This window comes from Mesorhizobium sp. CA16 (assembly GCF_020165175.1).
Taxonomy (GTDB): Bacteria; Pseudomonadota; Alphaproteobacteria; order Rhizobiales; family Rhizobiaceae; genus Mesorhizobium.
This window is the reverse complement of record NZ_JAIUHP010000041.1, coordinates 1-4525: the sequence shown is the minus strand read 5'-3', so window position 1 is coordinate 4525 and position 4525 is coordinate 1. Positions and strand designations below refer to the sequence as shown.

Annotated in this window: 6 protein-coding genes; 2 read left to right on the top strand and 4 right to left on the bottom strand. The window is 58.3% G+C overall.

Annotation, left to right across the window (positions count from 1 at the left end):
* Window positions 1-134: DUF736 family protein (locus LB525_RS28485; RefSeq protein ID WP_224549907.1), on the top strand; the 134-nt coding region annotated here is incomplete at its 5' end.
* Window positions 135-197: 63 nt separating this feature from the next.
* On the top strand, window positions 198-551 hold the full coding sequence (locus LB525_RS28480) for a DUF2285 domain-containing protein (RefSeq protein ID WP_224549905.1): 354 nt from the start codon (window positions 198-200) through the stop codon (window positions 549-551).
* 238 nt (window positions 552-789) lie between these two features.
* Here the strand turns inward: LB525_RS28480 and LB525_RS28475 are convergent, their stop codons facing one another.
* The 4 genes from LB525_RS28475 to LB525_RS28460 all read right to left on the bottom strand — a co-directional run bounded on the left by LB525_RS28475 (window position 790) and on the right by LB525_RS28460 (window position 3554).
* Window positions 790-1095 (bottom strand): hypothetical protein, encoded by a 306-nt coding sequence (locus LB525_RS28475; protein WP_224549895.1) that lies wholly within the window; start codon window positions 1093-1095, stop codon window positions 790-792.
* Window positions 1096-1808: 713 nt separating this feature from the next.
* Window positions 1809-2273, bottom strand: coding sequence for a hypothetical protein (locus LB525_RS28470; RefSeq protein WP_224549894.1), 465 nt, complete (start codon window positions 2271-2273; stop codon window positions 1809-1811).
* Between the two features lie 180 nt (window positions 2274-2453).
* Complete coding sequence (locus LB525_RS28465; protein WP_224549891.1) at window positions 2454-2942, bottom strand: hypothetical protein; 489 nt, start codon at window positions 2940-2942, stop codon at window positions 2454-2456.
* A gap of 63 nt (window positions 2943-3005) precedes the next feature.
* Window positions 3006-3554, bottom strand: coding sequence for a PRC-barrel domain-containing protein (locus tag LB525_RS28460; RefSeq protein ID WP_411971058.1), 549 nt, complete (start codon window positions 3552-3554; stop codon window positions 3006-3008).
* Window positions 3555-4525: the final 971 nt, after the last annotated feature.

Below are 4525 nucleotides of genomic sequence, written 5' to 3'. Positions count from 1 at the left end.
GCCGCGACTATCTCGGGCTCAAGCTCGACGACCCGAGCTTCACCGCTCCGATCTACGCCAACCTCTTCGCCGACGAGCAAGGCGAGGGCCACAGCCTCATCTGGTCCCGGGCCAACCGCCGCAACGGCGAGTAACAGGTAGCAAGCCCGTTCGGCTTCGGCCGGACGGGCTTCGGCGTCTAAAACAGGGCTTCAGCGGTGAAGCCGCGATCAACTGCTCTTTCGCAACAGAATTCCAGTATCGGGCAGTACTTCAATTCCACATTCTCGAGCGCATTCACAATTGCTCACAGGCAGCACCTTCCCGACGCCCGCTTGACCGCGGCCCAGCGCCGACGCCTTGGCCACATGCTGCGATGCCTCGATGGCCGGGAAGAGTATGCATCCCATTTTGAAGTCGCGACCGCCTTGTTCGGTCGGCGACTGGTCAGCGCCGCCGACTGGCACGACTCGGCTTTTCGGTATCAGACGCTTCGCTCAGTGCGCGACGGCTTGAAGATGGTCGAGCGCGGCTATCGCCAATTGCTTCGCGCGCGACGGCGCCTTTCCTGAGGGGTCCCGACGCCTGATACACGTTGTTTGCAAGCCCTGGGTTACGATCCTGAATTGAACGGGAGCTTTGCGCCTTCATCTAGGCCATTGATGCAAACTTAGCTTCTGCCCGGACGCGGACATCGCAGGGTGCTGGAGGTCGTCATGCGCCTGAAGCAGACGATGCGAACTGAATCCCCATCCGCATTGCGCGGGCCGGCGTCCAGCCAGTCTCCACGCCTGGTTCGCCGCCGCCCAACTATTGGGCGCCGGGCGTCCATTCGGGCAACGGCGCCAGGCTGCGGTTGAACTGCTTCCACCACATGGTCTCATCAATCTCGCAGCAGGCGCGAAGCATGGCATGCGCCTTCTCGAAAGCCTGGGTAGCGAGATCATCGAATGTCATCCGCGCATCATATGGCACCGATACCACCAGCTCCTGACCGGTCTGTGTGCCGCCTTCGTCAACCTGAAGACAAAGCCAAACGACGAAATGCGCGCCTTGGCCGCTTGCGTCCGCATTGCCGATCTTGATCCGGTCGATGCCTGCTGCGGTGACTTTCATGCAGGGGCCCCTTCATTCGAATTCATAATGAAGCGGAGAAGTCCGCTGCGGTCATGAAGGTTCCGAAGCCGTTGTCATTATGGTGAAGAGCTGGTTAGGCACTCCTCGACCTTTCTTATGAACTTCACAAGGTTGGTGAAAATCAGGAATTGCTGAAAATCAGGCCGACTGATTGCATCTAGTGCCGGACCTCGGTCGACATCGTTGGTCCGTTCGTAATGAGCTGGTTATGCCGAAATCCACTTGGGCTCAACTTAGGCCGAGTGTCTCAATCAACCCCCGGGCTTTCGGCCGCCGCATGCAAGGGCCGCTTCTTGCCAATTATCTCTAGAGTCGACTGTCCGCAGGCGGCACCTTGCCACGCCGCTTGACCGCGCCCCAGCGCCGGCGCCTGGGCGCATCTTGCGAGAAGAGCAGGCACCCCATTTTGAAGTTCGCGACCGCCTTGTTCGGCCGACGGCGGATAGCAGTCAGTGCGGCGGCATGTGAGCGCCACGACACCATGCGCGAAGCGGTGCGTGCGAACGAGGTACATAGTATCACCGTATGCTGCGGATTTGAGAGGATTACCTTCGCGGAGAGTGATCGCGGCCATCCGGATGCAAAGAGAATACGGGCGACGCTCGCCCGTATTCTCGTAATTAGCGATCTTTGGGCCCAGATGCATCTGCTTGCACTTTTCACTAGCTGCCTTTTCGCTTTCCGAGGCGACGTTACTCCCTCACATGGGTCAAAATGCGAAATACCGGCCAATGAGCAATCGCTTCACGTAGTCTGCTGAAAAGCTTCCCTTCCATGCCGATGGCAGACCGAACTTGAACGGCAGCCCATCCGGCTTTCATGGTCCCGCCGACATGGCAATGGCAGACGATAGCGTGCAACTGCCAATCCGTAAGCTCGAAGAAGCGTTTCGCTTCGCCATAGCTATCGTTCTTCAATCCTTGCGCGCGCAATATCGGATCAGCGAAAGCGACGCTGAGCGCGGAGTCCAGGGACCGCGCCTTGTCACGCACGTCCAAGGTCATGTATTCCGTCCCGGGGAGAGCGGCGAGGCGCCGCTCGGGATTTCGCTCGAGCAGCATGGCCCAATGTTCCAAACGCTGCCCTCGCGTCATAGCCGGAAAGGATACTTCGACTTCCGCGACCTCATGTAGTTCTTCAAGTGTCTGATGTTTCATTGCCGTCTCCTGTTGGCGAGGCGCTCTGCCTGCAGAATGCACAGGTCGGAATAGGCCTCAGTCGTCCCTATGCAGGCGAACCGGCATTGCGTCGGGAAGTTCCAATGGCAAGAAAATTTGACAGTGTGCCTGCTTCAATTTCCCGCTGTCTCTGTGCCTTGGACCATCCCGCGCAACGAGCTACTGCGATGCTTCGACCAGCCGTCGGAGCAATGGGTAATCCTTCAGGTCCTTGTAAGGCGTGAGATCTAACTCCGCTGGCACGCACCGAAGCTGTTCTTCATCGATCGCTTTCTCGTGCCCCTTGATGACGCTTTGGTAGTGCCGCCAGGTCAGGCCAGCGCCTCTCACCGCATCTCTTTCGATTCGAGAGGCAATTTGGTGGGCGTGCAGATAATGAAGCCGCAACTCGTCCAAGAGAGCTTTTTCAACAATTTCGTGGCACACCAGAAATGGTTCGAGCCGCACGTCCTTGTCTCTCCACCTGATGGTGCGCGGCAGATGTCGGTCGATGTAAATCGTCTTTGCATCCCTGCTGTACCCAGCAATGTAGGGAATATCGAACTCGTGGCTGACCTTAACTCGTCGATGAAGCGCAGACACGACATCGGACAGGACGACGTCGCTGATATCTTCAGAGCTATGACGGACCTCGTCGGCTAGTTTCAAGTCCGCTCCTGCGTTTTCCAGTCGAAGCGCCCGCCACACGGGCGAGCGCTGCGCGATGATTTTTTACTTCTTGACGATGATGCGCTGCTTGTCCCGGTTTTGGGCGTAAGTGGCCTTGTCGTAGGCAGTCTGCGCCTCCAACTGGTCCTTGGTGAAGTTCGTGTAGAGGTAACGGTTGCCGTTCTTGTCGGTCATGAACCTGAGGTTCTCCATGCCGACCGCGACCTTCTTTTCGCCAATGCCCAGAAAGCCGCCTACATCAACGATGATCGCGTCGACTTTCTTGTCGCCAGTCAGGATGACGTCGCCGATCTCGCCGACCTTCGCATCATCTGTGCCATAGACGTTGGTTCCAATCAGATTTGCCGCGCTGATTTTGTCTGACGGCATTTCGGTCAGGGACGACTTGTCGATCGAGCCTGTCGAGGTCGTATCGGTTTTACCATTAGCCGCTTGGCTGTTAGTCGTCTGCGCCGTGGGTGCTGCCGCGGTATCATAAACCGTCGTATCGAAGTTGGGTTGAGCTTTGAGCTCATCCTTCGTCGTCTTTGCGACTAACCAGCGATCGCCCTTCTTGTTGACCCATTCAAGCTTGCTGAAATCATAAGCCACGTTCTTTTCCCCCACGCCAAGGAATCCGCCGACGCCGATAACGACGAGCTTGGCGTTCCCGTCCTTGCCAGGACGATGTCATTGACATTGCCTATCTTCGTCGCGTTGTCGGCGGTGCTGTCATAGACCGCGGCTCCCATGATCTTGGAGACGAGCTTCCCATCGGTGACCGGGGCAACAACCTCCGTCTGGGTAGCGGGGTTGCTGGTATTTGCGGCGTGAGCACCCGCCGTGCAGAGCGCTGTCGAGATGAGAGCTGCCGTCGCGGCTGTAGATAGTATCTTGCGGATCATTGCGAAATTCCTCCTGTTGCCTGGTCGATTGACGTCGGCAGCTGCCAACGCCAATTCATCCAACGGAAGGAACTGCCTTACGTTCCGGGAGGAGGCCAATGGTCGCAACGGGCGCCGGACTGAAGGCTCATGCAGAACCTGCGCGGGTTTACCGCCCCCCGCCACCAACGAGTCAAGTGACCCGACCTGCAAACAGGATTACAACTGCCGTCGATGCCAGGGAACCTAGCCTAATTGTCCGAAAGAGGACGTTCCGCTATCGGGCGCAACGAGACGTCTGCAATCCAAGCCGCTCAACGGCAAAAGCCGGTATTGGAGCGCCTGTCTGGACCTGCTTCGACAGCAGCCAGCAACGGCACGACCCAGTCCTGCACGCTAGATCCCATCCGCGATTGCCAGCTGGATCCAGGCTCTGATGCTGCACATGTCAGGCCCTGGTGACATCAGCACCGGCGAGACGGTCCACGTCATCTCTTTTCGTCGCAGATGACGCTATCGTCTCCGTCTCTCCATTTCACGGCGGGCACCAACCACCTCTCGAGCGGGCTGATCTGGCCGAAGGACGGCTGAAGCCTCGACCGCCTATGCCGCAATGGCGCGACGCGCGTTTCTTCCCCTGGGCGAAGCCCATTCCTCGCGCAACCAAGAAACGCGCGCCTGCGCCATCCTGCGCTTCGC